Annotated in this window: 18 protein-coding genes and 1 tRNA gene; 10 read left to right on the forward strand and 9 right to left on the reverse strand. The window is 38.4% G+C overall.

Features of this window, described 5'->3' with window-relative positions; all coding sequences use genetic code 11:
- Positions 1-494 precede the first annotated feature (494 nt).
- Positions 495-4,847, forward strand: a complete 4,353-nt coding sequence (locus IPM34_04750; GenBank protein MBK8954852.1) for a T9SS type A sorting domain-containing protein — start codon at positions 495-497, stop codon at positions 4,845-4,847.
- A gap of 95 nt (positions 4,848-4,942) precedes the next feature.
- The gene (locus IPM34_04755; protein MBK8954853.1) at positions 4,943-7,852 is read left to right on the forward strand and encodes a carboxypeptidase-like regulatory domain-containing protein; all 2,910 of its coding nucleotides are present in this window, start codon (positions 4,943-4,945) and stop codon (positions 7,850-7,852) included.
- A 7-nt stretch (positions 7,853-7,859) separates the two neighbouring features.
- On the opposite strand, the gene IPM34_04760 is transcribed toward IPM34_04755, so the two are convergent.
- Positions 7,860-9,449, reverse strand: coding sequence for a GNAT family N-acetyltransferase (locus IPM34_04760; protein MBK8954854.1), 1,590 nt, complete (start codon positions 9,447-9,449; stop codon positions 7,860-7,862).
- A 307-nt stretch (positions 9,450-9,756) separates the two neighbouring features.
- Between IPM34_04760 and IPM34_04765 the strand changes: the two genes are divergently transcribed.
- Together IPM34_04765 and IPM34_04770 are read left to right on the forward strand one after the other, a co-directional pair.
- Positions 9,757-10,758: an alkaline phosphatase family protein gene (locus IPM34_04765; protein MBK8954855.1), complete on the forward strand. Its 1,002-nt coding sequence runs from the start codon at positions 9,757-9,759 to the stop codon at positions 10,756-10,758.
- 28 nt (positions 10,759-10,786) lie between these two features.
- Positions 10,787-11,623: a UDP-2,3-diacylglucosamine diphosphatase gene (locus IPM34_04770; GenBank protein ID MBK8954856.1), complete on the forward strand. Its 837-nt coding sequence runs from the start codon at positions 10,787-10,789 to the stop codon at positions 11,621-11,623.
- A gap of 38 nt (positions 11,624-11,661) precedes the next feature.
- Here the strand turns inward: IPM34_04770 and IPM34_04775 are convergent, their stop codons facing one another.
- The 3 genes from IPM34_04775 to IPM34_04785 all read right to left on the reverse strand — a co-directional run bounded on the left by IPM34_04775 (position 11,662) and on the right by IPM34_04785 (position 14,470).
- Positions 11,662-11,967 carry a winged helix-turn-helix transcriptional regulator gene (locus IPM34_04775; protein MBK8954857.1) on the reverse strand — a complete coding sequence of 102 codons (306 nt, stop codon included), beginning with the start codon at positions 11,965-11,967 and terminating at the stop codon, positions 11,662-11,664.
- A 630-nt stretch (positions 11,968-12,597) separates the two neighbouring features.
- Positions 12,598-13,494, reverse strand: a complete 897-nt coding sequence (locus IPM34_04780) for a 4-hydroxy-tetrahydrodipicolinate synthase (protein MBK8954858.1) — start codon at positions 13,492-13,494, stop codon at positions 12,598-12,600.
- Between the two features lie 10 nt (positions 13,495-13,504).
- Positions 13,505-14,470: an acetyl-CoA carboxylase carboxyltransferase subunit alpha gene (locus tag IPM34_04785; GenBank protein MBK8954859.1), complete on the reverse strand. Its 966-nt coding sequence runs from the start codon at positions 14,468-14,470 to the stop codon at positions 13,505-13,507.
- 382 nt (positions 14,471-14,852) lie between these two features.
- Here IPM34_04785 and IPM34_04790 point away from each other — a divergent pair, with 382 nt between their 5' ends.
- Both IPM34_04790 and IPM34_04795 read left to right on the forward strand, forming a co-directional pair.
- Positions 14,853-16,148, forward strand: coding sequence for a hypothetical protein (locus IPM34_04790; GenBank protein ID MBK8954860.1), 1,296 nt, complete (start codon positions 14,853-14,855; stop codon positions 16,146-16,148).
- A gap of 63 nt (positions 16,149-16,211) precedes the next feature.
- Complete coding sequence (locus IPM34_04795) at positions 16,212-16,640, forward strand: hypothetical protein (GenBank protein ID MBK8954861.1); 429 nt, start codon at positions 16,212-16,214, stop codon at positions 16,638-16,640.
- Positions 16,641-17,278: 638 nt separating this feature from the next.
- On the opposite strand, the gene IPM34_04800 is transcribed toward IPM34_04795, so the two are convergent.
- From IPM34_04800 to IPM34_04810, 3 genes are all read right to left on the reverse strand, one after another.
- Positions 17,279-17,551 (reverse strand): GIY-YIG nuclease family protein, encoded by a 273-nt coding sequence (locus IPM34_04800; GenBank protein ID MBK8954862.1) that lies wholly within the window; start codon positions 17,549-17,551, stop codon positions 17,279-17,281.
- Between the two features lie 300 nt (positions 17,552-17,851).
- Positions 17,852-17,925 (reverse strand) — tRNA-Asp (locus IPM34_04805).
- Between the two features lie 135 nt (positions 17,926-18,060).
- Positions 18,061-18,843, reverse strand: coding sequence for a M48 family metallopeptidase (locus IPM34_04810; GenBank protein MBK8954863.1), 783 nt, complete (start codon positions 18,841-18,843; stop codon positions 18,061-18,063).
- Positions 18,844-18,994: 151 nt separating this feature from the next.
- Between IPM34_04810 and IPM34_04815 the strand changes: the two genes are divergently transcribed.
- Complete coding sequence (locus tag IPM34_04815) at positions 18,995-19,666, forward strand: DUF4397 domain-containing protein (protein ID MBK8954864.1); 672 nt, start codon at positions 18,995-18,997, stop codon at positions 19,664-19,666.
- A 226-nt stretch (positions 19,667-19,892) separates the two neighbouring features.
- Here the strand turns inward: IPM34_04815 and IPM34_04820 are convergent, their stop codons facing one another.
- A complete protein-coding gene (locus tag IPM34_04820; protein ID MBK8954865.1) occupies positions 19,893-22,949 on the reverse strand; it encodes a M1 family metallopeptidase in 3,057 nt (1,018 codons plus the stop codon).
- A 235-nt stretch (positions 22,950-23,184) separates the two neighbouring features.
- On the opposite strand from IPM34_04820, the gene IPM34_04825 reads away from it, so the two are divergent.
- Both IPM34_04825 and paaA read left to right on the forward strand, forming a co-directional pair.
- A complete protein-coding gene (locus IPM34_04825) occupies positions 23,185-24,276 on the forward strand; it encodes a 2Fe-2S iron-sulfur cluster binding domain-containing protein (GenBank protein ID MBK8954866.1) in 1,092 nt (363 codons plus the stop codon).
- A 52-nt stretch (positions 24,277-24,328) separates the two neighbouring features.
- Positions 24,329-25,258, forward strand: a complete 930-nt coding sequence (gene paaA, locus IPM34_04830) for a 1,2-phenylacetyl-CoA epoxidase subunit A (protein ID MBK8954867.1) — start codon at positions 24,329-24,331, stop codon at positions 25,256-25,258.
- On the opposite strand, the gene IPM34_04835 is transcribed toward paaA, so the two are convergent.
- Positions 25,231-25,548, reverse strand: a complete 318-nt coding sequence (locus IPM34_04835) for a hypothetical protein (GenBank protein ID MBK8954868.1) — start codon at positions 25,546-25,548, stop codon at positions 25,231-25,233. The genes paaA and IPM34_04835 overlap by 28 nt on opposite strands.
- 31 nt (positions 25,549-25,579) lie before the next feature.
- On the opposite strand from IPM34_04835, the gene paaB reads away from it, so the two are divergent.
- On the forward strand, positions 25,580-25,861 hold the full coding sequence (gene paaB, locus IPM34_04840) for a 1,2-phenylacetyl-CoA epoxidase subunit B (protein ID MBK8954869.1): 282 nt from the start codon (positions 25,580-25,582) through the stop codon (positions 25,859-25,861).

A 25,861-nucleotide genomic window follows, 5' to 3' on the forward strand; every position in this document is an offset into this window, starting at 1 on the left:
CTCTATGGTCGCATCAGATGCCTCTAATTTTGCACCATTAGTTGAAGTGTTGAAAATGAAATCCGGTTTTCTATTTAATAGAAGTTACAGGAATGCTGCGATAATCCCGAAATTAAATTCCAGAATTGCGCAAGCTTTCCAAAATAAAAATGCAACATTCGAATGGTGTATTGATGAAACAACTGATGATATTTTCAGTTTGACCGATATTATTTCAGTTCATAGGGGTCGTTCGAACACGCTTCAAAAAATTACTGCGTTTTGCAAAAAAGTGAAATTGAACAATTTCACTGGTAAGATAGAGATTTCATTTCAACACTTTTTTACAGCAGCTACCTGTTTTTCAGGTAGCTGTTTTTTTTCAAATAGAAGTGTTGAATCCATCAATTTCATAATTATTTCATAACAATAGCTTCATGTTCGAGGATGTACAGTATAATAATTTTGCAGGCGTAAAATCAGATTCGTTCATCTTAACAATTACAAGCAATTTTATGAAACAACTATTACTTACACTCTATTTTATTTTGCCCTTGATTTTGACTGCACAGGTAGTGAATATTACCGATGCAGATCTCGAAGGAAACAAGACGTACAACTGGACCAAAAACAATACTTATTTACTGGACGGTCTGGTGTTTTTAGAAGAAGGTGGCGTATTGAACATTGAAGCAGGAACTGTAGTAAAATTCACAGATCGTGCAGATGTTGGAAATCCATCTGCATTGGTTATTACCAGAGGTGCTAAAATTTACGCAGAAGGAACTGCAACTGCTCCTATCATATTTACAGCAAATGCAGATGATGTCAACAACCCGACAGATCTTGGTCCGACAGACAATGCATTGTGGGGAGGAATCGTGATCCTTGGAAAAGGAATTACACAAAAAAGTGGAAATGGAGAAGTAAACATTGAAGGGATCAGCGTAGCAGAAACCCGCGGACAATATGGAGGTACAGACAACAACGACGATTCCGGAGTGATGAGATATGTATCCATTCGTCATGGTGGTCGTCAGATCGTATCCGGAAGTGAGTTGAACGGATTGAGTTTGGGAGCTGTAGGAAGTAAGACTGTTTTAGAATACATCGAAATCTATGCAAATTCTGATGACGGAATCGAATTTTTTGGAGGAGCACCAAATTTAAAATATGCAGTCGTTGCATTTGCAGAAGACGATAGCTATGACTGGGATGAAGTATATGTAGGAAAGGGACAATTCTGGTTTTCAATCCAGAGACCGGATATCGCAGATGCAGGTGGAGAGTTGGATGGTACAACACCAGATGATTTAACCCCATATTCAAATCCAACGGTTTACAACTGGACGCATATCGGTGCGGGTCCGGGAGCAGCAGCATCCAATCCTGTTGGATGGTTGCTGAGAGCAGGAACCGCAGGTACAATAGCAAATTCAATTGTGACAGAAATGAAAAACAAAGCAATTGAAGTGCAGGACCGTGCTGCAGGTGTCAACGATGCCTACAGCAAACTGGGAACAGGCGAATTAAAAATACAGAATAACTTATTCTGGGCAAATGGTACCAACACGACATTGGATGGAAGTTCAACGGGAATCATCAGAATTACCAGTGGCGCAGAAGACGCGACCGCTAATGCATTGATCACACACCTTACGAATAATCAAAATAGTATTAATGACCCTGGAATTATCAAAGTAAGCAGAATTCAAGATGAAACTTTAGACCCACGGCCATTGAGAAGTGGCGCAGCATACAATACTGAATTGGCTGCATACCCTGCTGATCCTTTTTTTACAGAAGTCAATTATAAAGGAGCATTCAGTTCAAATGTTGAAAATCTTTGGATCCTGAATTGGACTGCTTTAGATCAAAATAATCATTTGAATGATTTTAGTAAAACGGGATCTGTAATCACTATTACCGATGCGGATCTCGAAGGAAACAAGACTTACAATTGGACTAAGGAAAACACCTATTTATTGGATGGCCTGGTATTTTTGGAAGATGGTGGTGTATTGAACATTGAAGCCGGAACCGTTGTAAAATTTACCGATCGTGCAGATGTTGGAAATCCATCAGCTTTAGTAATTACACGGGGCGCGAAAATTTATGCAGAAGGAACTGCAACTGCTCCTATCATATTTACAGCAAATGCAGATGATGTCAACAACCCGACAGATCTTGGTCCGACAGACAATGCATTGTGGGGAGGAATCGTGATCCTTGGAAAAGGGATTACACAAAAAAGTGGAAATGGAGAAGTAAACATTGAAGGGATCAGCGTAGCAGAAACCCGCGGCCAATATGGAGGTACAGACAACAACGACGATTCCGGAGTGATGAGATATGTTTCGATCCGCCACGGTGGACGTCAGATTGTATCCGGAAGTGAGTTGAACGGATTGAGTTTAGGAGCTGTTGGAAGTAAGACCGTATTGGAATACATCGAAATCTATGCAAATTCAGATGACGGAATTGAATTTTTTGGAGGAGCACCAAATTTAAAATACGCAGTCGTTGCTTTTGCAGAAGACGATAGCTATGACTGGGATGAAGTATATGTAGGAAAGGGACAATTCTGGTTCTCTATCCAGAGACCGGATATCGCAGATGCAGGTGGAGAGTTGGATGGTACAACACCAGATGATTTAACCCCATATTCAAATCCAACGGTTTACAACTGGACGCATATTGGATCAGGTCCCGGAGCAGCAGCATCAAATCCGGTAGGATGGTTGTTGAGAGCAGGAACCGCAGGTACAATAGCAAATTCGATTGTGACAGAAATGAAAAACAAAGCAATTGAAGTACAGGATCGTGCTGCAGGAGTCAACGATGCCTACAGCAAACTTGGAACCGGTGAATTAAAAATACAGAATAACTTATTCTGGGCAAATGGTACCAACACGACATTGGATGGAAGTTCAACAGGAATCATCAGAATTACCAGTGGCGCAGAAGATGCAACAGCGAATGCATTGATCACACATCTGACAAATAATCAAAACAGTATTAACGATCCCGGGATAAAAAGCATTAGTCGCGTACAAGATAATAATTTAGATCCACGTCCAAGCGGTAATGGCCCGGCATATAATTCTTCTTTAGCTGCTTTACCTGCTGGCGATGATTTTTTTACACAAGTTCATTTTAAAGGAGCTTTTGATGCAGCAACAAATAAATTATGGATCGAAAATTGGACCGCTTTAGATCGCAATAACCATTTAAAGGATATTTCAAATTCAGGAACTGTTGTTAACATTACTGATGCGGATCTCGAAGGTAATAAGACATACAACTGGACAAAAGACAACACCTATTTATTGGATGGTCTGGTATTTTTGGAAGAAGGTGGTGTATTGAACATTGAAGCAGGAACTGTAGTAAAATTCACAGATCGTGCAGATGTTGGAAATCCATCAGCTTTAGTAATTACACGGGGCGCTAAAATATATGCAGAAGGAACCGTTGATGAGCCGATCATATTTACAGCAAATGCAGATGATGTCAACAACCCGACAGATCTTGGTCCGACGGACAATGCATTGTGGGGAGGAATCGTGATCCTTGGAAAAGGGATTACACAAAAAAGTGGAAATGGAGAAGTAAACATTGAAGGGATCAGCGTAGCAGAAACCCGCGGACAATATGGAGGTACAGACAACAACGACGATTCCGGAGTGATGAGATATGTTTCGATCCGCCACGGAGGACGTCAGATCGTATCGGGAAGTGAGTTGAACGGATTGAGCTTAGGGGCTGTAGGTAGTAAGACTGTTTTGGATCACATAGAAATTTATGCGAATTCAGATGACGGAATTGAATTTTTTGGAGGAGCACCAAATTTAAAATATGCAGTCGTTGCTTTTGCAGAAGACGATAGCTATGACTGGGATGAAGTATATGTAGGAAAGGGACAATTCTGGTTCTCTATCCAGAGACCGGATATCGCAGATGCAGGTGGAGAGTTGGATGGTACAACACCAGATGATTTAACCCCATATTCAAATCCTGCTATTTACAACTGGACGCATATTGGATCGGGACCCGGAGCAGCAGCATCCAATCCTGTTGGATGGTTGTTGAGAGCAGGAACCGCAGGTACAATAGCAAATTCAATTGTGACAGACATGAAGAACAAAGCAATTGAAGTACAGGACCGTGCTGCAGGAGTTAACGATGCGTACAGCAAACTTGGGACCGGTGAATTAAAAATACAGAACAACCTGTTCTGGAGAAACGGAACCAATACAACACTTGATGGCACATCAACGGGTATCATCAGGATCACCAGTGGAGCGGAGGACGCTACTGCTGCTGCATTAATTGCACACCTTACTACTCATCAGAACAGCATTAGTGATCCTGAAATCAGAAGCATCAGTAGAATCCAGGATGGCAAATTAGATCCTCGCCCAACAGCGAATGGTGCAGCTTACTCAACACCATTGGCAGTTGCTCCAATGGATGGGTTTTATACCATGTGCAATTTTAAAGGTGCATTTCCAGCAGATGCCGGAAGAAACTGGATTAGAACGTGGACAACTTTAGATAGAAATGGTCACTTGAGTAAAGACATTTCTACATCTGTTGAAGAAGAATTCGACAACAAGTTACTTGCCCAATTTGATATATATCCAAATCCAATATCGAAGGGTAAAGATTTGACAATTGAGTCTGAATTGGAAGAAAGCATGGTTATTGAGATTTATTCGATCACCGGACAGATGGTTCAAATCATAAAAAATATTCATTCTTCTACCACTCAGCAATCTAAGGTGCAATTGGATAGAGGATTGTATTTGATCAAGTTTAAAACTGAAAGTGGAAAGTTTGCTACCAGAAAGCTGGTGGTTGAATAAAAATAATATCAGAAAAAATTTAAGGCAGAGGATTTGAATTTTCAGATCCTCTGCTTTTACGTTATAAAAATTACTAAAAAATGAAATCAGTGTTAATGAAATTCTTAATGTTTATTTTTCTTTTTTGCTCTGTACATCTGGAAGCCCAGAATGGGGTATTAAGTGGAACGATTACCGATAAATCCACAGGCGAAACAGTAATTGGCGCTACCGTGGTAATCAACAAAGCCGGGCAACAAGTCACCGGAACAACAACAGATTTTGATGGCAAGTATCATATAAACCTTGCACCTGGTGTTTACGAAGTTGTGGTGAGCTATCTTTCTTATGGTAAACAAACCATAACAGATTTGGAAATAATAAAAGGCAAAACAAATTTGTTGGATATTGCGCTTGAGGAAGAAACTGCCAAGTTAATGGAAGTTGTCGTTACTGCAGAAGTGGTAAAAAACACGGAAGCAGCATTGATCTCTTTACAAAGAAAAGCTTTTTCAATTCAGGATGGCGTGTCTTCCCAGCAAATAAACCGCACCGGAAGTTCCAATGCAGCTGATGCCATGAGACAATCAACAGGTGCTGTCATCGAAAGCGGTAAGTTCATTGTAATGCGTGGGCTCGGCGACCGATATTCATTATCGCAGTTAAATGGAATTACATTACCCAGCACAGACCCCTATCGCAACAGCACCAGTCTTGATTTGATCCCTGCTCAGATGATCGATAACATTGTAACGATTAAGACATTTACACCTGATTTACCAGGTAACTTTTCAGGAGGTTTGATCAATATCAATACTAAAACAATTCCAGAAAATTTCAATATGGCTTTTTCGGTGAGCACAGAATACAATACTCAATCATCATTTATTGATGATTTTATTGCTCATCCAACAACAGGGAAAACAGATTGGCTTGGATTTGAGGATGGAACCAGAGATCAACCGGAAATTCTGTTAGATCCCAATATTCGCAACCAATTGTCTTCAAGTACTTACCTTCAGGCCAGAGATCCTAACCCTGCAAAAGATGGTATTCGTTCTGTTTTTGATCAGACCTCAAAAGCATTGAGCAATGAATTTGTACCTGTTTCTGATAAAACGAAGCAAAACCTTGGATTTAATTTTTCTTTAGGTGACCGGTTAAAGTTTTTTGGCAAAGATCTGGGTTATACCCTTGCTTTGAATTATTCCTCCAATTATAGTCATTACGAAGGTGGTGAAGTGGCCACTTATGTCAATAACAGCACTGACAAGTTATTTCCATATCAGTCGTTGTTAGAAAATAAAAGTGTATATAATCCGGCAGTTGGAGGATTGTTTAACCTTGCTTTAAAGTTTTCTGAAAATCATGCGTTAAACGGAAATATTATTTTCAATAATGATGCTGAAATTATTGGACGCCAACAATCTGGTGAGTATCTGGGACAGGTATCCAATAGTTTTGCAGAATTCAATACCAATTCTCTGGAATTCATTCAACGCCAGGTAAAAACTTTTCAACTGGGAGGAAAGCATGTTTTTCCAAATTTAGGAAATGCAACTATGGATTGGACAGCAGGTACTTCAACTGCTTTTCAAAAGGAACCGGATCTTCGGTATTTTGCGTACACCGTTGTTGAAGAAAATGAAATTAAAGAATATTATATTAATAATGCCGAAATAGCTTATCCATATCATTTCTTCAGAAATCTCGAAGATGAACTTTCTCAAGCTAAAATTGACATTTCTATACCCTTTGCTACGGGCGGAAATCCCTCCAGTTCCAATAAAATTAAATTTGGAGGATTTTTCAGCTCTTCCAATCGCGATTTTGGAGAATACAGGTACCAGTTGAATAATTCAGGACTCCCTTCCGACAGAAGTTTTACTTCTTTTCAAGGTGATTTCTCTGGTTTTTTTGACAAAAAGAACTTTGGAATTGTCGATACAACATTCGACGGCAATGGAAATGTTCAACGTTATGTGACTGGTCTGCATTACATCAATCAGATCAACGCAAGAAATTTCTACCAGGGCGATCAAAAAATTGCAGCAGGATATTTGATGGCTGTCTATAATATTAATTCTGCTATCAAACTCATTGGAGGAGCAAGGGTCGAAACTACAGACCTGACTGTTAAAAGTGAAGAGCCAACAGTACCGGAAGGCAGAATTGACCAAACTGATATTTTATATTCATTGAATGCCATTTATTCAATTTCTGAAAGAGCAAACTTTAGAGCTGCTGTTTCACAGACGCTGGCAAGGCCAAATATGAGGGAACTTGCCCCATTTATTCAATTCGATACGAAGAATGGATTTTTTCATGTGGGGAATCCCGACCTTAAGCGGTCGTTGATTCGCAATTACGATTTGAGATATGAGTTTTACCCGAAACCAGGTGAATTACTGGCTGTCAGTGGGTTTTACAAAAAGTTTAATGATCCGATCATTCGTCAGTTTAATCCCCGTGCAACCATACCCGAATTGTCTTTTATTAATGTCGATGATGCGGAAGTGTATGGCATGGAAATCGAGTTAAGAAAAAGTTTAAATTTTATATCGCCATTTTTTAAGCAGTTTTACTTAAGTGCGAATTTAGCGCTGATCCATTCCGAGTATGATATTCCAACTGAGGAAGTCCAAGGATCAAAAAACATTGATCCTACTTATGATGCTGATACAAGGCCTTTTCAAGGGCAGGCTCCTTATGTAGTCAATGCGATTTTAAGCTATATCAATCCCGATAAAGGTTGGGAATCTTCTCTTGCATTTAATATCAGTGGAAAAAAATTATACAACATCTCTTTGTTTGCAACGCCGGATGTTTATGAACAACCATTTCCGTTGTTGAATTTTAAAATCTCAAAGAGAATTGCCGATCATTATCAAATTGGATTTACTGCAAGGAATATTCTGGATACACTGAGTAAAAAGACACAGGACTTCAAAGGCAAAGAATATATGGTAGAGTCGAATAAATTAGGGACGGGACTGAGCCTTAGTTTATCTTACTTAATCAAGTAATAATTTCTTACAATACTGAATTCACAGAACCGGAAAGTGATGTTTTTTCACTTTCCGGTTTTTCATTTTCAAAATACGATCTGAATTCATCAGTTATCTGATCCAATTCTACCAAAACCAAGGCATCCAGTACATTTTGAAATTTAGGATCCCTGTTGAATGCCAGGACTTTAGCATTTTGTTTGAGGTAATGGCGAAGCAAGACAGGAATTTTTAAAGAGTCTACCTGAATTTCTGAAATCAATTTGTCAAATTTATGCAGATCGTTTTCAAAATTCCGGATAATAATTTGTGTAGATACCGACTTCTTAAAGAATCTGTAAGGTTTTTTGGGTTTAAAATATTTGGTATAAATGGGATGTGCATAGTATTTGGTGAGGTAGTCCATGATCAATAAACGGCTGATTTTAGAATAATCCTTGCTAATACTGACCGGACCTATCAAATATTTACATTTCTGTTCAAGATGAATATACTTATAGATTGCTTTCCAGAGATACAATAGCAATAAATTTGACTTTTGTTCCTCTTTAATGATAAATGATCTTCCTAATTCAATGCATTGAAGAAGCATTTTATCCATTTCAGGCTTTATTTTAAACAGGCTTGAAATATATAAACCTTTTCTGCCGAGCAGGGGTATAATGTTGTATCCTTCGCCAATACGATATGCTCCAAGCAAGCGTTGTTTAACAGGATTCCACGCAAAGAGATGTTTATAAAATGGATCGAATTTATCAAGGTCGACTTCTTTGCCGGAGCCTTCATTGTGGAGTCTGTAAGTTATTTCTCTGAGCCTTCCAATTTCAGTCAATGCATTGGGGATTTCTTTAAAGCTAGCAATGTAAATTTCTATATCTTGATTGGCAAGAAGCAAGGCTTCTTTCGGTAAGTTACTTATTTCTTGCTGAACGATATTGGGATCAACAGGATCTACTATTTTCTCTTTATGTTCTTTGCTTTCAATCCAGTTTAACAACAATTTGGTCAATGTTTCCTTGTGATCGCTTTCGAGTATATTAAACCTGGATCTGATGTATTTCCTCATCACAGACATGGAGTGCATGTGGTTTAAGTCTTTTGGAAGAAAGCTATGGCTGGTTCGTATACCGATGGTGGGTTCAAAATTTTTATTTCGATTATTTCCTGATTTTATGGTTTGCTTTAAACTTGTCTCGATGATCCCATCAGGCGTCAACTTCACTAAGAAAAGAGGATAACCTGAACTTTTAATTTTTCTGAACAGACCGTTTTCAATTTGATTCATGACCCCGACTTTTCTCCAGTTTCTGGGATGGATCGGTATACCATATTCCAATACAAAGAGGTGAATGGTTTTTTTGGCATCATGGTTAAACACCGAAAGTTTCCATTCTATCCAATCTTCTTTTTTATTAGAAATGAGAACCGGATTCTGGCCATGGGATTCGTGATGTATGATTTGTCGATCTGGAAAATGGCTCACAAGGAATTGTTCAATAAATGGTTGGATGTATGAAGGATTTGGAGTCTGAACTAAGATGTTGATATGGGCAATAGACGTATTTAATCTCTTTTTATCCTGATCATTTATTTTAAATTCATGCCGGGCTTTCATATTCATAAATATATATAATAAAATTAATGATCATTTTCTTATTAATATTTACAATATTAAAAGTTCACATTTATTTAATCTGGAAATAAAGATTTCAGAATTTTAATTACACAAATTCTTCATATACACATTTAATAAAAACGTAATATGTAAATACTTATTTACATAGGATGGACTTCTAATTTTGTGAAGCCACTTGAGAAGAACTAACACTTGTTCTTATTAGGATTTATCCATAGTATAAGAATGCTTAAATCTTTTAATCATTAATCCATTTAAACTGAATTCCATGATTTTTAGAAAAATTATGATTGCATCAATCATTCTGGTAGTTGCAATATCATTATCTGCGGGCCATAGGAAAGTTTTATTAATTGGTATTGATGGAGTGCGTGCAGATGCTTTGGAAAGAGCAAAAACACCAACTATCGATTGGATCTATAGGAATGGTTTCGGGACCATGGATTCATGGCACCAGGACATAACCATATCCGGCCCTTCATGGAGTAGTATACTTTGTGGAGTTTATCACGACAAACATGGAGTGAAGGATAATAAATTTGAAAATAAACAATATCACAGATTTCCCATGCTTCCAATAATTGCAAAGTCCTACATGCCGGAACTAAAATTTGGTATGTATATGGAATGGAATAAATTAATCAAACATTCCACTTGCCAGAAATGGGATCAGGTAATCAAGGGTTCTATTGCCGGTACCAGCGAGACAGCTTCTCGTTCAGCGGAATGGTTAAAGAACAGTGATCTCGATTTTTATTTTGTTTATTTTGGTGCAGCTGATTATGTGGGACACATTTCCGGATTTACAAGACATAACCCTTTTTACAGATGGACACTTGAATCCATAGACGATGGAGTTAACGAGCTTATCAAAAGTCTGGCACATAGGCCAAATTACCATGAAGAAGATTGGCTTATCCTGCTTACTACTGATCATGGGGGGACATTGTTGACTCACGGTGGCTTAAGCGCAGCTGAAAGACAAGTATTTTGGTTGGCTTATTCAGACCGAATTCAAAAGCAATCGTTGTGTGGTATCGATTGTGGAAATAAAAATGATTGGGCGAATCCAATGAACAAGTCACTTAAACATCATGTGCCGGTTCAGCCTGACATAGCAGTAACGGCATTGCACCATCTGCTATATAACACCATTTGTCGGACAGACGAATTAAATTGCTGGAGTCTGGATGGCGTTTCCTGGTTGGATCAAATGGGCATGTGTAATGACAGGCAACGGCCTATTGAATTTGCATATCATTGTGACCATTTGGAAGAATGCTTTTAATTACTCATTTTAGATTGGCAGGAATATTATGGAGCGAGCATTAAAGTTGGCAATAATTTCAGATGTTCATCTTGGTACGTTTGGATGCCATGCCAAAGAATTACTAATTTATCTTAAATCTATAAAACCTGAAATTTTGATTCTGAATGGTGACTTTATTGATGGTTGGCAGTTTCGCAGAAGTTATTTTCCAACTGAGCATATTCAGGTTATTTATGAAATAATGCGTAAAGCTATGGATGGAACGCGGGTATATTATTTGGCAGGAAATCACGATGAATTTATACGGAAATTTGTTCCATTTTTTTCAGGTAATATTTATTTCAGGGATCAATTGGAATTAGAATTCAATGGCAACCGCTATTTATTTTTTCATGGTGATGTTTTTGATTTTTCTATTCAATTGTCTCCATTTATAGCCAAACTTGGTGGGATTGGATATGACCATTTAATCAGATTGAATACTTATATTAATAAAATACGAAGCCGGTTTGGATTTCAAAGAATATCATTCGCACACCTGGTTAAGTATAAATTGAAAAAAGCCATCAGGTATATCCAATCTTTTGAAGAAGAAGCAATCCAGTTTGCAAGGCAAAGGAAAGTTGATTTCGTCGTTTGCGGACATATACATATTCCATGTATCCGAGAAATCGTTTCTGAGCAGGCGACCATAACATATATGAATTCAGGAGATTGGATTGAAAATCTCACGGTATTGGAATATTGCAATTCAAAATGGTCGATCGTTCGATATGACGAGATGGAATTCCATAGTAATAAAGTTCAAAAAGTAAAAAAGGAAGCACTTTCGGAAGTTTACAGCGAAATAATGAAAAGCCCGATGCCCGATTTTGGTATATGAAAGTTAAGTAATCTATAAATTAGATTTTCCGGGTTTTATCAATTGTTTTCGATAAGTTCAACCTGTTCTTTATCTAAATTGACTTTGTAACCTACCCCTTTTATTGACTTTATAACAGTCTTATCAATTTTTTTTCTAAGTTGGACAATATGAACATCCACCGTCCTGTCCATAAGTTTGGGTTCTTCTCCCCAGATTTTACGAAACAACTGTTCTCTGGTAAAAACCCTGCCGGGTTCGAGACACATTTGCCAAAGGATCTGGAATTCTCTTCGTGTAAGATCTTTAATTTTAAATTCATCTTTCACGACAAGATGTCTGCTGCTGTCTACGATTAATTTCATAAAAGATGAAATATGAGTGTCTTCCTGGTATAATCCCGGACAAATTTATCAGAACATCTACAGCAATTTGTAAGATACAGGTTATGGAATTATTAAATAATTAGCCAGGAAATATGGATGAATCCAGTCGTTTTCTCAGGGTAAACCCTGATTTTTTGAAGATCTTTGCTCCCATTTTTTGTATATTCAGAAGTTTTTCGGAACATTGTAGTTCAAGATGACCGGGGTAGTTACAGATTACCTTGTGCCAATCCAAACAGGCCAGTCATTTATCAGTATTCAGATCAGTAGTTTTCAAAAAGTAAGCTTACTTCTTATTGCTGCATGTAAAAGCTATGTTCATTCATGATAAGTCTGAATATTAACATCACTGGAGTATAGATATCATTTGTACAAATTCGCTCCAAACGATTTTGGAAGTAATCTTAAGTTTTCTATTAGGTGTGTCCGCCTCCTGACAACAGGATTTGTTCAGGATTTGTCTGGGATCTATATGGTTTATTATGGAACGAGCGAGGATAAACTAGAGTTCGTTTATTTAATTCGATTCATAATAGTCTTGAAACCATCATGAAAACTGGCATTTGAACAGGGATTGATAATCTTGCCTTTTTGATGGAGGCGGCATTTTTATGAGAAGGATTGGATCGTTGCCATTTCTGCCTTCAACTTTTCGAAATTCGGAAGCGACATGGGTACGAGTGGCAATCGGAAAATATTTTGGCAAAGACCAAGTGCGGAAGCTGCCGCTTTAATGCCTACCGGATTTCCTTCTACATACAACCATTTATGAAGATCGAACAGATTGTTATTAATTTTAGCAGCAAGCTGAAAATTATTTTGCAGTGCTGAACGGATCAATTCTGAAAATTGCTTTGGATACGCATTTGCAATAACAGAGATGACACCGTCTCCTCCGATGCCAATTAATGCAAGGGCAAGCGGATCGTCACCGGAAAGAACCATAAAATTTTGTGGCCGGTCTTTAAGAATTTTTGTGGCCTGTGTCAGATCTCCGGATGCTTCTTTGACTGCGATAAATTTATCAGATGCATGAGCGAGCCTCAAACAAGTTTCCGGTAGGATATTGGAAGCTGTCCTTCCAGGTACGTTATAAATGATGATGGGCAATGGAGACACCCCGCTCAATTTCATGTAATGTTGAAATATGCCTTCCTGCGATGGTTTGTTGTAGGCAGGGCTGCTTGACAGGATTGCAACTATTCCAGAAGTATCGAGATTTTCAAGTTCTCTACAAACTTCTGCAGTGTTATTACCTCCAATTCCCGCAACTACTGGAACTTTTCCTTCAGCCTGCTTCGCCGTGAAGGCCATGACAGCATAACGTTCTACCTGACTCAGGGTTACAGCTTCACCTGTCGTTCCCATGGAAACTAAGTATTCCACACCCCCCGATATACAATGGTGGATAATTCTGGATAATGAATCGTAATCAATTTGGCCTGTGGGAAGGAAAGGGGTAATGAGTGCAACTCCTGTGCCTCGCAGAAAATTAAAATGATTCATGAGTCGTAATTTATTGGCTAACGGGAACTTCCACAAAGCGTCCCATCTTGCTGTATTTTTCAATGCGCATTTGAATGAGCTCTTCTTTAGGAATTTCGTTTAATTCAGTAAGTTGTGATTTGATATGTTTTTTGAGGTTTTTTGCCATGGCTTCATGGTCGGAATGTGCGCCACCAAGAGGCTCTTTGACAATGCCATCGATCAATCCAAATGACTCCATATGATCGGCAGTGAGTTTTAATGCTTCAGCAGCCTGTTCTTTAAAATTCCAGCTGCGCCATAAAATAGAAGAACAGGACTCAGGTGAAATGACAGAATACCAGGTATTTTCAAGCATGAAAACCCGATCGCCAACACCGATCCCCAGTGCGCCACCGGAAGCCCCTTCTCCAATAATATAGCAAAGTATAGGGACTTCAAGCTTTGCCATTTCAAATAAATTGCGTGCAATGGCTTCGGCCTGTCCTCTTTCTTCCGCTTCAATTCCCGGATAAGCACCCGGAGTATCGATGAATGCGATTACAGGCAGATTGAATTTTTCAGCAAGCTTCATCAGGCGTAAAGCTTTTCGGTAACCTTCCGGATTTGCCATACCAAAATTGCGGTATTGTCTGAGTTTGGTTGTATTTCCTTTCTGGTGTCCGATGATCACGACTTCGGTCTGATCAATTTTTGCCAAGCCACCTACAATGGCTTTATCATCTTTGACGCATCGGTCGCCATGCAATTCGATGAATTTTTTTGTAATAAGTTTTATGTAATCCAGCGTATAAGGCCGATTGGGATGCCTTGATAAAGATACCTTTTGCCATCCTGTCAGATTGCTGTATATCTGTTTTCTGGTTTCTTTTATTTTTTCTTCGAGTTCCGCTATTTTTTCCGACATGTCGATCTTGCTGTCTTCAGCAATTTTCTGCAATTTGGAAAGCTGATCGTATAGGTTTTCCAGCGGTTTTTCAAAATCCATGAAGATCATAGCCCGAATTTAAGTGGTAGGATAAATCAAAACAAATGAATCCGGGGGCAATTTAATGGAAAGCAGGTTATTTTAATTAAATTTCATACATGCAACAAAAAATAATGTATATATAATTAATATATAATAAATTAAACATTATATAAAATAATATGTGTAATAATAAAAAACTTTTTTGACGACCTTAAAATAAACACGACTTTATTGGGATAGAAGTTTTGAAATACAATTCAGTAATGGGTTCTCGTTTTGGAATTTTAAAAAAAGTATCATTTTACCAAATGGATCTGTTATCCTTTGAATAAATTTGTAATGAACTGATGAGCTTGGTAGTTCTGTTTATTAACGGATCAAATTCTTTTTTAAAACTTGTTATCGGAATATGGATAAGAACTTGGTAGCAAACGGAAAGTTGAAAATTAAAGAGTTATTGAATGCCGGACTTTTGACCGTCAGAGCGTACCATGTTTGCGAAAATAACGGTATGTTAACTCTGAAAGGCATAGCAGGATATTATTTAAAGTATAAAAATTTTCAAAAACTTTCAAAAGCAGGAAGGAAGACAGACCAGGAACTCACAGCATTGGTAATGCGTTATTTTCAAAACCAGAAGCAATCAGAAAATCAGGACAAGAAAATTATTTCCCGATATCCACGCCGACATCAATTATCAGAATACCAAATCGCTTATTTAGATTTACAATTACAAAAGTACTTTTCAAAATTATCTGTCCGGGCGCAAAATTGCTTAAAAGCATATTTTAATAGCGATATTAAATTTATTAAATTTTATGACAATTTTCTAAAAGATAAAATACAAGTTGAGATCAATCTTCATGGGTCAGGAGTCAAAACCAATAAAGAATTGAAGGCATTTATTGGAAAAATAAATAAAATTTATGAAGATGCCATTGAAATGAATGCCAACGAAGCCAGTTTTAATGAGTTTGGAACCTGGTTGGATTGTCATTTCAGGGTGAGTGCCTCCGATTTGCGAAGTTATAAAGTTCAAAGTGAATCAGGGTTTTTATTATTTTTCAGGTTGCTTTATAAATTATTGGCAAAAGGGAAATTAATTCCAATACGCAGAAGTAAAATTTTTGTAGCCCGATCTAAGTATTTAAAGCATTCTCATCCGGTTCCGATTGAAAATTTGGGAGATTCACTTGGGTTATCGGGGGAAAGAGTCAGACAATTGATCATCGAAACAGATGATAAAATGGATGGAATATTGTATGAATTTTCAAAGTTTACACAATACATATGTACCAAAACCGATTATCTTTGGAATTATCAGGCTGATATTATTCCAGTGGTGATCAAAGAAGTAGAAGAAATAAACGTGAAAGAAAGGGTGCGTTTCCAGCCGGAATTTATGGTCAAAATAGTAAAATTGTTAACCTTAGAAACTCACCGTACCATCTGGTTTTCCGGAAATGGAAATGTAGCTTTTATAATCAGAAAAGAATTGGTTAAGGGATTCGATTACCTGGGTTTTATTTCAGGATTTGAACAATTTATAAATGGATTAACTACACAAACCGAAAAATTAAATTTGAATGAGCTTATTCTCCCTTTTTTTGTGGATAAACAGAAATTTTTCAAATCAAGAGTTTTAAAATCATGTCGAATTTTAATTGTCCGGTTGTATTCCAATCGAATAGCGATGAGTTCATAGGGTATAATTCAGTTTAAAAAGAATAGTTGGGGATTGGAACTTTCCTGGATCAATAGTATACTCATGTTAGAAGCCAGGCCCTTGACAATTTTTGAAATTTTCAAACAGTTAAAAAAATTGTATCCAGAGTACGAAATCCGAAAAGCAAGTGTTGAAAAATATTTATTTCACAATAAAATTTTATTTTCCTGGTTCAATAATGACAAAAAAATTGGCTTAAAAAGTAAGGAATATACCAAGTTGCAAATGCCCAAGTTGCCAATTTACAAATACGTCGAAGAATATTTATCTAAATTCAATGAACCTAAGCATGTTTCAGAAATTGCAAATTATGTGATGAGATGCAGACTGGATACTACTGAAAATTCAATAATCAATTACCTGTACGGCTATTACCAAATGAATTCTGATAAGATAAATCTGATTTATCACGGCTCAAGATATTGGTCATTGAAGCGCAACGAAAAATCAAAACAGGCAACCCCTCATTAATCCTGGTGAATTGCACGTACTTACACTTGAACTGCATTTAAGTTTTGAGGACAATAAATTTGCTTTTTACAAAACTTTGGATCATGTTTTGCAGGAATTATTTGATCATTAATCTCTTTAGATAGAGGTCCTTTTAAAAATAATATTTTTTGAGCATGACTTTTTCAACTGCCATTTGAAATATCTCTTGCTCCGAGTATTGAAAAATATTGATACTTTAAATTACAAACATCATTAAATGAGGTGAATGAAACTCTTTATTAAAAAAGTTTAAGGAATCCGCAAGGAAGAAACACTAAGCGGATTGGACGCCCCATCAGAATTGAAGGGGAAACCCGCGACAAAAGATATTGAGCGGATCGGACACCCCATCAGAATTGATGGGGGAACCCGCGACAAAAGATATTGAGCGGATCGGACGCCCCATCAGAATTGAAGGGGGAACCCGCGACAAAAGATATTGAGCGGATCGGACGCCCCATCAGAATTGAAGGGGGAACCCGCGACAAAAGATATTGAGCGGATCGGACGCCCCATCAGAATTGATGGGGGAACCCGCTACAAAAGGGTGATTTATCAGCAGGTATTAAGATAAAAGTGAAATAAAATTGAATATTAAATAAAATCTACACGATCCTTTAAAAAAGATGAACAATGTTTTTTGGATGGTCAAGCAATGCTAGAGTGCGCTCCCTGGTAAAACGTTTTAAACTTATTTCACGTCTAATTGCTGATTTGTAATCTGGACAAGGTTCCACATAAACCAGTCTCCAGGGACGTTTGTAAAAGCTATACCTCTTAGGATTTAAATCGGAGTTATGAAAGATTAATCTGGCGGAAGGATCAGTAGTATAACCTTTATAAAAAGAATTGTCAATTAAACTTTGAATGACATAAACATAGTGGTTCATTTTATAAAAATAATAAGCATCTCAAAGGAAGTCTATTTATTTTAAAATTGTATTTAGAAATTTTGTGGAATGGCAAGGAACAACAAAAGAAACTCCATTTCAAAGGAAAAATCACCGTAAAAAATAAAACACTAAGCGGATCGGACGCCCCATCAGAATTGAAGGGGGAACCCGCGACATTAAATGAGGTGAATGAAACTCTTTATTAAAAAAGTTTAAGGAATCCGCAACAAAGAAAAACTAAGCGGATTGGACGCCCCATCAGAATTGATGGGGGAACCCGCGACAAAAGATAATGAGCGGATCGGACGGGACTCGAACCCGCGACCCCGTGCGTGACAGGCACGTATTCTAACCAACTGAACTACCGATCCAATTTTCCAACTTTTGGAAATTCAAGGCTGCAAAGATAAAAACATTCCAATTTAAAATGGAAAGAAGTTCTAAATTTTAATATTCTGTGTATATATGTGATAATTAATATTTTATGCATATTAAATAAAAATAATTTATTGAGTCTGGCTCCGGTACTTTTCAATGGCTTCGCGGATCTTTGCCATCCGGTTTTCCGGGTCCGGATGGGTACTCATACGCTCCGGAATCCGGTCAGGTCCTGCGCTGGCTTTTAAGATTTCCATGACTCCAATGAGCGCTTCCGGGTTGTATCCGGCCTGCAGCATGAGGTGGACCCCAATATCGTCGGATTGGAGCTCCTGTTCTCTTCCATAGGGCATGGCAAAAAATTGATTCAGGACCGCGGCCATACTTTGTCCTGCCTGGTGGTCTCCGGTGGCAATCGTAGTAGCGCCCGACAAACCTTGAAACAATTCGTTTTGGGTGATGCGCTCCCCTCCATGTCTGGCAATCACATGTCCGATCTCATGCCCCAATACTCCAGCCAGTTGGTCTTCGTTCTCCAGCTTTGTGAATAATGCCGTGGTTATGAAAACCTGTCCACCGGGAAGAGCAAATGCATTTATCGTTTCTCCGTCCGCCAACAGGTGAAAATTGTATTGATAAGGTGTTTTTGCTGCAATGGTATTTTGAACCAGCCTGTTGCCTACAGCTTTTACAAGATCCTGTGCCCTTTGATCGGGATGAAGTCCTCCGTATTGTTGGATCATCGATGGGGCAGAATTAAGTCCCAGGGCGATTTCCTGGTCGGCACTGATCCCTACATGCTGGTATTGTTGGGTGTATTCATTAAAGGTTTTTGTACTGCAATATTTAAAATAAGAGAATCCTGCAAGCACCAGGGCCAGGATTAATGTTGCACCGTTCCTTTTATTCATATTCTAAGATTTAGAGGCAAACAATTTTGTTACCAAAATAGCGTTAAATTTTTATTTCCGGTTCTTTAATGTACCGGATTTACTTTGTATCTTTCGAGTTCCTCTTTACACCCTTTTCAGTTATTCTATTTTTCACTCTAAAATTATTGTTATGAAAAAAGTAATTTCTTTTTCAGTACTCCTTTTATTTGTTCTGAGCTTAAGCGGATTTTTTGCCTGTTCTAAAGATGAAGATGATTCTGGTGGAATTGCTAAACTCATGTTCATCCACGGTTATACGGCAGGAAAAAATTCAACAGTTCTCGTTTCCGATTCGGCAATTGCAGCATTAACAGCAGGATTTGGAAATTTTACGCTTTATGAAACCCTGAATTCTGGAAACTCAACAATAAAAGTCAAGGATAATACGCTCGATTCCATCCTTGCTTCCGGTTCGTTTAACCTGAAAAAAAACGCAAATTATTCGCTTATTTATGCAAACAAAGATGCCGGTTCTGAATTGTTGCTGGTAAATGACGATTTGACCGTTGCAGATTCAACGCAAAGTTATTTGAGGCTCATCAACCTCGTGCCCAATGGCAACAACATGAGTCTGAATGTAACTTCCGGTGCAACCCTCGCCAGCGGAATCGCATTTAAAACCATATCGGCATTCAGCCCTGTTGCTCCGGGAAAAACAGATTTTACAATAGTTGCCGGATCGACCGTTGTTTCGACCATCAGCAACTTCAGTTTATTGCCGGGAAAAAAGTATTCGATACTGATGACCGGACTGGTGGGTCAAAATCCCAAAGCCAGTCATAATATCATTGTCAATAAATAGCGGGTACTTCTGAATATCCCTGATAATTCGTTGTGCAAATTTTTTAAACTCCTCTCCCGCTGCGCGGGATACAGCAGTGAATACCAGGGTATAAAAATTCACACGTCTCGTCTGAGAGGTTTTAAAAAGTTTCCTGGAGAAATGGATTAGCCGGAAGCGAAGTAAGAGTATAGCTGTGGGTCGGTCTGATGAGAATCTAAAGATTGCGATTTCGTTTTCAATGGGGTTACTGATAACTAAATAGTTTATTCATGAGTCCTTCTTCCGTAAGTTGGAAGTTCAGCGAGAAACTAATTTGTTTGAGATAATTTTTTCCGGATCTGTCTTGCAGCAAATCTTTCAGGTTGCCGGAATGGGTTACAGGAAAATAAATACTGAAAACATCAGCGATCACCTGGATTTGCAAACCTGCACTCCACAGCCAGTTTCCTTGTGTGGATGCGGGCTCAGAATGATAATACCCGATATCGAGATAAGGTTTAATAAATTTTCCAATTCCCGACACGGGCAAATCGCTTGAAATATTGAGTGAACCCACAAAAGTATTGCTGTTGCCTATGGTCTCCCTGTACGCTGAACCAAGGGGAATTTTAAATCCGCCTTGATGCAGGGAAATCTGTTGTGAAGCAATACCCGATGATTCAGTACGTCCAATAAAATAATACTCATTCAATTCATCCTGGTAATTTTGCAGACTCAGGCCCGTGGATCCACGAAAATAATACGGCGATGTTCTCGAACTGATGGTGGATGAATTTCTTTCAGAGTTTATCGGAAAGAAGGAAAAGTAGGTTCGAAATTTTACATAACGTTTATCAGAAATCCGGAAGGATTTATTCAAAACCAAATCCGTTCTTAAAAATTCTTGTCTCAAAGGAGAAATAATTTTTTGATTGAAATAAATCATCCGGAAGTCGAGTGACAGATCTCCTAAGATGGATGGTTTTTCCAATTTGTAATCAAGAACATGGGTAATGGTGTGAATTTTCTTCTTTTGGAATCCCTGTTGAGTCGTATCCGAATAATCCTGATAATCATTTCTGTCTGCAAAAAGGCTATACTTTATTTCCGATTTTTTGTGGTCCGGAGGAATATGATTGAATACGAAAGAAATGCTTGGTTTCCATTGAGAATAATTCAAAAAGGGGCCATCTGAGAATTTAGCGTAAGCATATTTTTTAAAATCAAGTTCTAATTTTAAATGGTGCACTTTTTTGTCTGGAAAAAAAAGATAATAGCTTAGTCCGGCAGTTCCTGTCAGGTCTTTTGTCCGGATACTATATAAGGGCATGAGCTGCAATTTGAATTTCCGAAATGGCAAAAAGGGTCCTGAAATAAAAAGACCCGGGGATATTCCATTGAATTCATTGTAATTGATCACAGGTGTTATGCCAATATCAGTAATTCTGGGATGGTCAAGGATTGGAAGTAATCGCAGTTTAACTTTTTCGATTTTTTTAAAAAGACCTCTTGTTCGGATCTGGTTGTTGTTTTCGTACAGATCAAAGGATTCCTGATCGATATCTATAGAAAAAAAATCACAGTCTATACACGAAGACTCAAAAGTACGGCTACCGGAAAAGCCATCGATCCATTGGCGTTCCGCCAATTCACCATTTCTGATACCCGACAGCGTAAATGGAGCAGGAATCTGACCACTGTTTTTAATTTCTATGCGGATTTCATCTTTACTTTTACGGATCGAGCCCATGCTGTAATCCATTTTTCTATGAGAAGAGAAAAAACCCTTGAACAACCAGCTAAAATCTTTGGAACTGTTTTCACGAAAGTGATTTTCAAGATCTTCCGGGTATGGGTGTTTAAACTTCCACTGCTGATAAAATGAACTGAACAGTTTGTCAAGTTGAGTTTTGCCAAGCCAGGATTCGGCATACCTGAAAAGTTTGGACGATTTATCATAGACATCCAAACCGTAATTGATTGCAGAAAAATTGTTGGCGTTTTGGTTAGGATTTTGGTCCCGGTAAGGCCGGGCAAAAAGCAAGTATTGAAATTTTTCGGCAGAAACATTTTTAAACAGCTTTTCGATCCATCCATCTCCGGGTGTCCATTCATTTTCTTTATAAAATTGTTCCATGTATCGTTGCTCAAAATAGCTGGTGATGCCCTCATCGAGAAAAGGATGGTCGCGTTCGTTAAATCCCAGAACCCCATAAAACCAATTGTGTGCAATTTCGTGTGCAATTACTTCGTCCAGTTGGGCACTGTTATACATCGTACCCAGGACGGTTATCATGGGGTACTCCATTCCACCACCGGCATTGAGTTCACTTTCCACAGCAGTGGCCTGAGGCCAGGGATATTCTCCGATCAGGTTTGAAAAGAATCCAAGGCTTCTGTCCACGAACTGAATCGCATCCTTCCATAGTTCTTTATTTTTAAAAAATACCCAGGTGTCAACTTTCTTTCCATTTTGTAGTTCGATGCCTGACTTTTGTACCAAAAACCCTTTATCTGCAAACCATGCAAAATCGTGAATGCTGTCGCCCCGGTAATGCAGCGTCTTTTTTCTCAAACTTGAGGTATGATGGATTTGAGGTAAATCCATTTTGGATTCGAGAACTTGATTGCTTATGTTGATTCTTTCGTTTAAAAAAGAAATTTCTTCGGGAGTCAACAGAGTTCCTGTGGCTGCAACTACGTAATCTTCCGGCAATGTAATTTCCACTTCGAAAGAACCGAATTCACTATAGAATTCGCCATAATCAAGATAGGGCATCAGGTGCCAGCCTTTGTGGTCATAAACTGCCGGTTTTGGATACCATTGCGTGATCTGGTAACTCTCATGACCGCGTCCAAGTCTGCTGAAATTTTCAGGGATTTGGAGTATGAAGGGCGTAGTTATGGTAATTTCCTTATGAGGTTCAAGAGCCTGATTGAGAAGCAGCCAGCAATAATCGCCCGCATTATCGGAATATTGGATGCGCACATGCTCGCCGTTTACTTTAAAATCCAGTTCTTCAATGGAGCCCAATTGATCCGCTGAGGCCTCGTGAAATCTCAAATCACCCATGCGCAGCTTTTGTTTGGCAAAAGCGGTTTGGCGGTGTTTGTAGGCATTGGGCCACAGGTGAATAGCTATTTTGTCGAGGATATGGGGACTGTTGTTTTTATACTTAATTTCAATAAAGCTTTGAAGGGTATGATTATTGTCATCGAGCTCAGTGACAATTTTGTATTTCAGTTCTTGCTGAAAATATGAATTTTGGGCATTGGGTTTTGTCAGAAGAATAAACAGGAACAGAACGGTATATCTTAACATGAATTGGAAATTAGGGTAAAAATACAAATCGGACCTTTCATATTATATAAAAATTTAATATGATAAACGCAATATTTAGTTTTAATGAATCCCTTATTCAATTTAATCGGGATTATCAAACCGGGTTCTAAGTAAATTCATCTTATAAATCAATCCTGTAAAATTGAAAATAACGAGTTCCCATTGAAAAATTCTTACTCTATGAAGCTCAATAGCTTGTTTTTTAATGTAAACCATGTTCAAATCCTTATTTTTGCAGCCCATGCAGCATAAAATATTTTCTTTGCGTGTTTCTTCAGTAAAACCTGAAACGACAGATGCCGTAACCATCGACTTTGAGGTTCCCGATCAGCTGAAAAACGAATTTAAATATCATTCAGGCCAGCACATTACATTGATTCATCCCACCTTGGGTGAATCGGTCAAAAGATCGTATTCGATGTGTTCAGCTCCCTATGAAAATAAATTGCAAATTGCCTCCAGAAGAGTTACTCATGGACTTTTCAGCAATTTTTTAAATGATGAGCTTAAAGTGGGAGATGAAATCCAGGTTGAAGTGCCCGATGGAAGATTCTTTATACCACTCGATCCATCTCATGAAAACATGTTTGTTTTTTTTGCTTCGGGTTCGGGTATTACGCCAATTCTTTCCCACATCAAAGAAATTCTACACACGGAGACCAAAAGCCGTATCCAGCTTTTTTATGGAAACAGACACACAGACAGCATCATGTTTCTGGAAGAATTGATGGCTTTAAAAAATATCTATCCGGAAAGGCTGAGTCTGCATTTCTTATTGAGCAGAGAGGAATTGGAAGAGGAATTGTTTCACGGAAGGATCAGTGCCGAAAAACTGGATCGTTTTGTGAAGCAGTTTTTCAATCCGGAAGAAGTGGATGCATTTTTCATGTGCGGCCCTGAATCCATGTTGTTGGAATTGCGGGAGAAACTTTTAAATCTGGGTGTTCCCGGTTCTAAAATACATTTGGAGTTGTTTGGTGTTCAAATTCCAAAGCCTGCTCCCAAAGTGGTTGTAGATGGGGATTCGTCAAGTCTGGTTCGCGTCACGCTGGATGGCCGTACTTTTGAATACAGCTTGCCATTCAATACAGAAAGTATTCTCGATTCTGCTTTACAACAGGGAGCAAAGCTTCCATTTGCCTGCAAGGGTGGGGTCTGTTGTACCTGTAAGGCAAAGCTTTTAAAAGGCGAAGTTGAGATGGTGACGAATTATGGACTCGAGCCCGAAGAAGTAAAGAATTCATATATATTAACCTGTCAATCCTATCCCAAAACGCCTAAAGTTGAGTTGAGTTTTGATCAATAATTGATTTGTTCTGTTTATAACTAATACTGCATTTTATTAAATTTTAAAAAACATGTTCAGAGAAGATCTCGAATCTGTATTCCAGCAGAAAATCGACCGGGAAGATAAAATCGAAGCCAAAGACTGGATGCCCGAAGAATACAGGAAAACCTTGATCCGCCAGATCAGTCAGCATGCTCATTCTGAAATTGTGGGCATGTTGCCGGAAGGAAACTGGATCACCCGGGCCCCATCCTTAAAGAGGAAAGCAATTTTGCTGGCTAAAATTCAGGACGAGGCGGGACATGGGCTTTATTTGTATTCTGCATGTGAGACTCTCGGGGTGGACCGCGAAGAATTATTGCACGAACTTCATACGGGAAAAGCCAAATATTCGAGTATTTTCAATTATCCTGCAATCAGCTGGGCAGATATGGGGGCGATAGGATGGTTGGTCGACGGTGCTGCCATTATGAATCAGATCCCTTTGTGCAGGACCAGCTACGGTCCGTATTCGAGAGCCATGATCAGAATTTGTAAAGAAGAAAGTTTTCATCAAAGGCAAGGTTACGAAATCATGGTAACCCTGGCCAGAGGCACCGATGTACAAAAGCAAATGGCTCAGGATGCTTTAAACCGCTGGTGGTGGCCAAGTCTGATGATGTTTGGACCGAATGATTCTGAATCCACACATTCCGCTCAAAGTCTGAAGTGGAAAATCAAAAGGTTTAGTAATGACGAACTCAGACAGCGGTTTATCGATATGACGGTTCCACAGGCTGAATTGATTGGATTGACCATACCGGATCCCGATTTAAAATGGAATGAAGAAAGAAATTCTTACGATTTTGGCAAAATCAACTGGGAAGAATTTTGGAATGTAGTCAAAGGAAACGGTCCGTGTAATAAGGAAAGACTTAGCGCACGGGTTATGGCATATGAGGAAGGAAGCTGGGTAAGAGATGCGGCAATGGCTTATGCAGAGAAGAGAAGAGACATTTGACCTTTTGACTTTTTGGCCTTTTGACCTTTTGACTTTTTGACCTTTTGACTTTTTGACTTTTTGACTTTTTGACCTTTTGACTTTTTGACCTTTTGACCTTTTGACTTTTTGACTTTTTGACCTTTTGACTTTTTGACCTTTTGACTTTTTGACTTTTTGACCTTTTGACTTTTTGACCTTTTGACTTTTTGACCTTTTGACTTTTTGACTTTTTGACCTTTTGACTTTTTGACCTTTTGACTTTTTGACCTTTTGACTTTTTGACCTTTTGACTTTTTGAATAGTAACAAATAAACAACTAATAACTAACATCTATCAACTATGAAAGATTGGCCATTATATGAAATTTTTATAAGATCCAAATCCGGTTTAAATCACAAACACGTTGGCAGCTTGCATGCAGCGGACGCCCAAATGGCCATTGAAAATGCCAGGGATGTATATACAAGAAGACAAGAGGGTATAAGCATCTGGGTCGTAGAATCTAAAAACATAGTGGCCTCAGATCCCGCAGACAGCGACCCATTTTTTGAACCGGCGATGGATAAAATATACAGGCATCCCACTTTTTATGATTTGCCTGATGAAGTAAAATACATGTAA

Source organism: Saprospiraceae bacterium, assembly GCA_016716185.1.
Lineage (GTDB): Bacteria > Bacteroidota > Bacteroidia > Chitinophagales > Saprospiraceae > Vicinibacter.

Coding starts and splice junctions, on each gene's coding strand:
- IPM34_04825 (MBK8954866.1), top strand. CDS start 23,185: ATGTTCAAATCCTTATTTTTGCAGCCCATGCAGCATAAAATATTTTCT.
- IPM34_04820 (MBK8954865.1), bottom strand. CDS start 22,949: ATGTTAAGATATACCGTTCTGTTCCTGTTTATTCTTCTGACAAAACCC.
- IPM34_04780 (MBK8954858.1), bottom strand. CDS start 13,494: ATGAATCATTTTAATTTTCTGCGAGGCACAGGAGTTGCACTCATTACC.
- IPM34_04765 (MBK8954855.1), top strand. CDS start 9,757: ATGATTGCATCAATCATTCTGGTAGTTGCAATATCATTATCTGCGGGC.
- IPM34_04785 (MBK8954859.1), bottom strand. CDS start 14,470: ATGATCTTCATGGATTTTGAAAAACCGCTGGAAAACCTATACGATCAG.
- IPM34_04750 (MBK8954852.1), top strand. CDS start 495: ATGAAACAACTATTACTTACACTCTATTTTATTTTGCCCTTGATTTTG.
- IPM34_04775 (MBK8954857.1), bottom strand. CDS start 11,967: ATGAAATTAATCGTAGACAGCAGCAGACATCTTGTCGTGAAAGATGAA.
- IPM34_04810 (MBK8954863.1), bottom strand. CDS start 18,843: ATGAATAAAAGGAACGGTGCAACATTAATCCTGGCCCTGGTGCTTGCA.
- IPM34_04790 (MBK8954860.1), top strand. CDS start 14,853: ATGGATAAGAACTTGGTAGCAAACGGAAAGTTGAAAATTAAAGAGTTA.
- paaA (MBK8954867.1), top strand. CDS start 24,329: ATGTTCAGAGAAGATCTCGAATCTGTATTCCAGCAGAAAATCGACCGG.
- IPM34_04760 (MBK8954854.1), bottom strand. CDS start 9,449: ATGAAAGCCCGGCATGAATTTAAAATAAATGATCAGGATAAAAAGAGA.
- paaB (MBK8954869.1), top strand. CDS start 25,580: ATGAAAGATTGGCCATTATATGAAATTTTTATAAGATCCAAATCCGGT.
- IPM34_04770 (MBK8954856.1), top strand. CDS start 10,787: ATGGAGCGAGCATTAAAGTTGGCAATAATTTCAGATGTTCATCTTGGT.
- IPM34_04795 (MBK8954861.1), top strand. CDS start 16,212: ATGTTAGAAGCCAGGCCCTTGACAATTTTTGAAATTTTCAAACAGTTA.
- IPM34_04815 (MBK8954864.1), top strand. CDS start 18,995: ATGAAAAAAGTAATTTCTTTTTCAGTACTCCTTTTATTTGTTCTGAGC.
- IPM34_04800 (MBK8954862.1), bottom strand. CDS start 17,551: ATGAACCACTATGTTTATGTCATTCAAAGTTTAATTGACAATTCTTTT.
- IPM34_04755 (MBK8954853.1), top strand. CDS start 4,943: ATGAAATTCTTAATGTTTATTTTTCTTTTTTGCTCTGTACATCTGGAA.